Annotated in this window: 5 protein-coding genes; 4 read left to right on the forward strand and 1 reads right to left on the reverse strand. The window is 63.3% G+C overall.

Going from position 1 to position 4,616, the window contains the following annotated elements; translation table 11 throughout:
* Window positions 1-634 (forward strand): citrate synthase (locus EN781_RS26595; RefSeq protein WP_245492660.1); only part of this gene is annotated, 634 nt, incomplete at its 5' end.
* A 99-nt stretch (window positions 635-733) separates the two neighbouring features.
* On the opposite strand, the gene phaR is transcribed toward EN781_RS26595, so the two are convergent.
* A complete protein-coding gene (gene phaR / locus EN781_RS26600; RefSeq protein ID WP_126057906.1) occupies window positions 734-1,345 on the reverse strand; it encodes a polyhydroxyalkanoate synthesis repressor PhaR in 612 nt (203 codons plus the stop codon).
* Between the two features lie 301 nt (window positions 1,346-1,646).
* Here phaR and EN781_RS26605 point away from each other — a divergent pair, with 301 nt between their 5' ends.
* The 3 genes from EN781_RS26605 to EN781_RS26615 form a co-directional block, all read left to right on the forward strand.
* Window positions 1,647-2,831 (forward strand): acetyl-CoA C-acetyltransferase, encoded by a 1,185-nt coding sequence (locus EN781_RS26605; protein ID WP_126057905.1) that lies wholly within the window; start codon window positions 1,647-1,649, stop codon window positions 2,829-2,831.
* A gap of 118 nt (window positions 2,832-2,949) precedes the next feature.
* The gene (gene phbB / locus EN781_RS26610; protein WP_126057904.1) at window positions 2,950-3,675 is read left to right on the forward strand and encodes an acetoacetyl-CoA reductase; all 726 of its coding nucleotides are present in this window, start codon (window positions 2,950-2,952) and stop codon (window positions 3,673-3,675) included.
* 725 nt (window positions 3,676-4,400) lie between these two features.
* A partial coding sequence (locus EN781_RS26615) for a hypothetical protein (protein ID WP_145965635.1) occupies window positions 4,401-4,616 on the forward strand: 216 nt, incomplete at its 3' end.

Here is a 4,616-nt window from a genome sequence, read left to right on the forward strand (position 1 = left end):
GGCCGAGGCGCTCGGCGCGGCTGCGGGAAACGGCGCCGTGCATGAGCGATTGGCGCGCGGCTGGTCGGTCGGCACTGCCGGCGCCAATTTGATACGCAGGGCATTGGTGCTGCTCGCCGATCACGAGTTGAACGCCTCGACCTTCGCCACGCGGGTCGCCGCGTCCACCGGCGCGTCGGTTGCCGCCTGCCTGCTTGCCGGTCTTGCCACACTGTCCGGACCGCGCCATGGCGGCGCCGGCGAGGCCTTGCTCAATCTCGTCGAGGACGCCGAAAGGCTGGGAGCCGATGCGGCGGTCGAGCGCTGGCTTGGCCACGACCGGCCGCTGCCCGGCTTTGGCCATCCACTCTATCCGGAGGGCGACCCAAGGGCGGAGGCGTTGTTGTCCGATGTCGAGATCGATGGCTGTATGTCATGCCTCGGCGATGCCGTTCTCGGCGCGACGGGGGCGCGCCCGAACATTGACTTCGCGTTGGCCGCGCTGACGCGTCAGTTGCGCCTGCCGCCCGATGCGCCGTTCCGGCTGTTCGCGCTCGGGCGCAGCGTCGGCTCGGCCGCGCATGCCGTCGAGCAGGTCATGAGCAACCGCCTGATCAGGCCCCGCGCCCGCTACGACGGGCCCGTCGGGATTTAGCGGAACTGGTGCTTATCAAAGCCAAGCCCTGGGGCGCGTCGCTCCAGGGCTTGTTGAGATTCAGGTCAGGCCGGCTTCACCTGTATGGCAACGTGCCCGTCACGACATCGTGTCGAGCTTGCGCTGCATGGCCGCGATCTGTTCCTTCAGCTCCTGGAGATCATCGGACTTTTCCGGCACTTCCTTTTTCGCAGGCTCGGCTGGGGTCGGCGAAGCCCCGTTCGCCGTCGCCGACGGAAACGGCGTGAACATGCGCATGGCGTTCTGGAACATCTCCATGTTGCGGCGCGTCTGCTCCTCCAGCGCCTTCATCGGCGTCGACATCTTCATCATGTCCATCGGCGACTTGCCGAACGCGCCCTTCATCTGTTCGCGAAAACGTTCCTGCTCCTTGGAGAAGGCGATCATCGACTGCTCGAGGAAGCTGGGCACGATCATCTGCATCTGGTCGCCGTAGAAGGCGATCAGCTGGCGCAGGAACGGGATCGGCAGCATGTTCTGCCCATCCTTGTTCTCCAGCTCGAAAATGATCTGGGTCAGCACTGGATGCGTTATGTCGTCGCCGGTCTTGGCATCCTGGACGGTGAATTCCTCGCCCTTCTTGACCATGTCGGCGAGGTCTTCCAGCGTCACATAGGTGCTGGTGCCGGTGTTGTAGAGTCGGCGGTTGGCATATTTCTTGATGACGATCGGGTCGTCTTTCGCGGCCATCAGTATCCTCCCCGGACACCGGCGCATTTGAGTAAGCAGCCGGTAACGATTGCGCCCTGTCAAGGATATGCGCAAAAGCGTCACAATTCCAAGTGGTTTGTGCAGTGCAAGATCGATTAATGCTGCATGGCGGCCGGAATATGCTGCGCAGCGAAGCGGGGACTGCAGCCCTGGCCAGCGCAGGCCTGCTTGCGGCGCATGGCCGGCATGCCCATTTCCGGTTTGACTTGGCACCGGGAAAGGGCAAGAAAGTTCCTCAACGATAGCCTAAAACACGACACCTCGAAGTCTGGAGAAGAAAATGTCCGCATCCAATGGCATAGTTGTCGCCAGCGCCGCGCGCACGGCAGTCGGCTCCTTCAACGGCAGCTTCGCCGCCACCCCGGCACATGAACTCGGCGCGGTCGTCATCAGGGAATTGCTCGCGCGGGCCAACGTCGAGCCCTCGGAAGTCGACGAGGTGATCCTCGGCCAGGTTCTGACCGCCGCCCAGGGCCAGAACCCTGCCCGCCAGGCTTCGATCAACGCCGGCCTGCCCAAGGAGACCACCGCCTGGGGCCTCAACCAGGTCTGCGGCTCGGGCCTGCGCGCGATCGCGCTCGGCATGCAGCAGATCGCCACCGGCGATGCCAAGGTGATCGTCGCCGGCGGCCAGGAATCGATGTCGCTCTCGGCGCATGCCCAGCATCTGCGCGCCGGCGTCAAGATGGGCGACTACAAGATGATCGACACCATGATCAAGGACGGGCTGTGGGATGCCTTCAACGGCTATCACATGGGCAATACCGCCGAGAATGTCGCGCGCCAGTTCCAGATCACCCGTGACGACCAGGACCAGTTCGCGCTGGCTTCGCAGAACAAGGCCGAGGCCGCGCAGAAGGCCGGCAAGTTCAAGGACGAGATCGTCGCCTTCACCATCAAGGGCAAGAAGGGCGATACGATCGTCGACCAGGACGAATATATCCGCCACGGCGCGACGCTCGACGCCATGACCAAACTTAGGCCCGCTTTCGACAAGGACGGCACGGTCACCGCCGCCAATGCCTCCGGCATCAATGACGGCGCGGCCGGCGCGCTGCTGATGAGCGAGGCCGAAGCCGCCCGGCGCGGCATCACCCCGCTGGTCCGCATCGCTTCCTGGGCGACCGCCGGCGTCGATCCGGCGATCATGGGCACCGGCCCGATTCCGGCCTCGAAGCGGGCGCTGGATAAGGCCGGTTGGTCGGTCAAGGACCTGGACCTGGTGGAGGCCAATGAGGCCTTCGCCGCACAAGCCTGCGCCGTCAACAAGGGCATGGGCTGGGATCCGTCGATCGTCAACGTCAATGGCGGCGCCATTGCCATCGGCCATCCGATCGGCGCCTCCGGCGCCCGCGTCTTCAACACGCTGGTCTTCGAGATGCGCCGCCGCGGCGTCAAGAAGGGTCTTGCCACGCTTTGCATCGGCGGCGGCATGGGCGTCGCCATGTGCGTGGAAGCGCTCTGAACTTAGCGAATAGCGAATAGGGAGTGGCTAATAGGGTAGAATGACGTGACGGGATATCAGATCCCTACTCGCTATTCGCTACTCCCTATTCGCTCTTCCGACCAAAGGGAGGAACTGCATGAGTAAGGTAGCAATCGTCACGGGCGGATCGCGCGGTATCGGCGCGGCGATATCGATCGCTTTGAAGAAGGCCGGCTATTCGGTTGCGGCGAACTATGCCGGCAATGACGAGGCGGCCGCGAAGTTCAAGGCCGAGACCGGCATCCCGGTCTACAAATGGTCGGTCGCCGACTATGACGCCTGCGCTGCCGGCATCAGGCAGGTCGAGGCCGATCTCGGCCCGGTTTCGGTGCTCGTCAACAATGCCGGCATCACTCGCGACGCCATGTTCCACAAGCTGACCCGCGAGCAGTGGAAAGAGGTCATCGACACCAACCTGTCCGGCGTCTTCAATATGACGCATCCGCTGTGGGGCGGCATGCGCGACCGCAAGTTCGGCCGCGTCATCACCATCTCCTCGATCAACGGCCAGAAGGGCCAGGCCGGCCAGGTCAACTATTCCGCCGCCAAGGCCGGCGACATCGGCTTCTCGAAGGCGCTGGCTCAAGAGGGCGCCCGCGCCGGCATCACCGTCAACGTCATATGCCCCGGCTACATCGCCACCGAGATGGTCAGGGCAATCGACGAGAAGGTGCTCAACGAGCGCATCATCCCGCAGATCCCGGTGGGCCGGCTCGGCGAGCCGGAAGAAGTCGCGCGCTGCGTCGTCTTCCTCGCTTCCGACGAGGCCGGCTTCATCACCGGCTCGACCATCACCGCGAATGGCGGCCAGTACTTCGTTTGACGCCCCGCGCCGAGAAATAGACATCGACAAAAACGGGCCGGGAAACCGGCCCGTTTTGTTTGTCACCTCTCCGCTGTGCGGGCCCCTCGCGCGACGCCTTTGCCCCGCTCCGGCACGCAAAGGTTAATGGCTCGCGCGCGGCCTGTGCAAAAGCATGTGCCCAACCTGTGGATTCTCGGTGGAAAACCTCCCTGCGACACAACATGTTGGGGTGAACAAACCAAGAAAATCCCGACATCGCTGATTCGTCGCCGATTCGTTCCGGCTTTGGGCCGGAACGTTAACGCCGAGGGCCGAGAAACGTACCCGAAAGATTAAGGCCCGTTAGGAAACGTCAAGAATTTCATAATCTTGGCCGAGGCCAGACGAACAACGTCGGTCGTTCATCGGCAAAGGTTAACGGCGACGCGCGACTCGCGTTCGTCCTGCATGAAACGGGCCAATCAAGCGATTCAGCATATGGTGAGACTCATCGTCAAAAAATCCACATGTAGCCATGAACAAACCATGAACTTCGGCGAGTCAGCGATTCGTCGCCGATTCGTTCCAGACTCGTTCCAACCGTTAATCGGGAGCGGATTTCGCCCCCCCACGCGACCCATGGAGACCGACGGCGGAACATTCCGCTTTCGCTTCGCGCTCGAAATCCCTATGTGTCGGCTGTCACACGCGCCATCGCCGGCGCGCCCCCGACTACGAGCGGCAGAAAGTCTATTTCCGGGCCGATGAACGTCCAGCCGAAACACCCCCAGCCGTTGATCCTTTCCGGCCGCGACGTGACGGCCGTGCTTGGACCCACCAACACCGGCAAGACCCACCTCGCCATCGAGCGCATGGTGGCGCATGAGAGCGGCGTCATCGGCCTGCCGCTCAGGCTCCTGGCGCGCGAGGTCTATGCGCGCGTCTGCGAGAAGGTCGGCGTCCACAAGGTGGCGCTGATC

Origin of the sequence: Mesorhizobium sp. M4A.F.Ca.ET.090.04.2.1, assembly GCF_003999085.1 — a bacterium.
GTDB lineage: Bacteria > Pseudomonadota > Alphaproteobacteria > Rhizobiales > Rhizobiaceae > Mesorhizobium.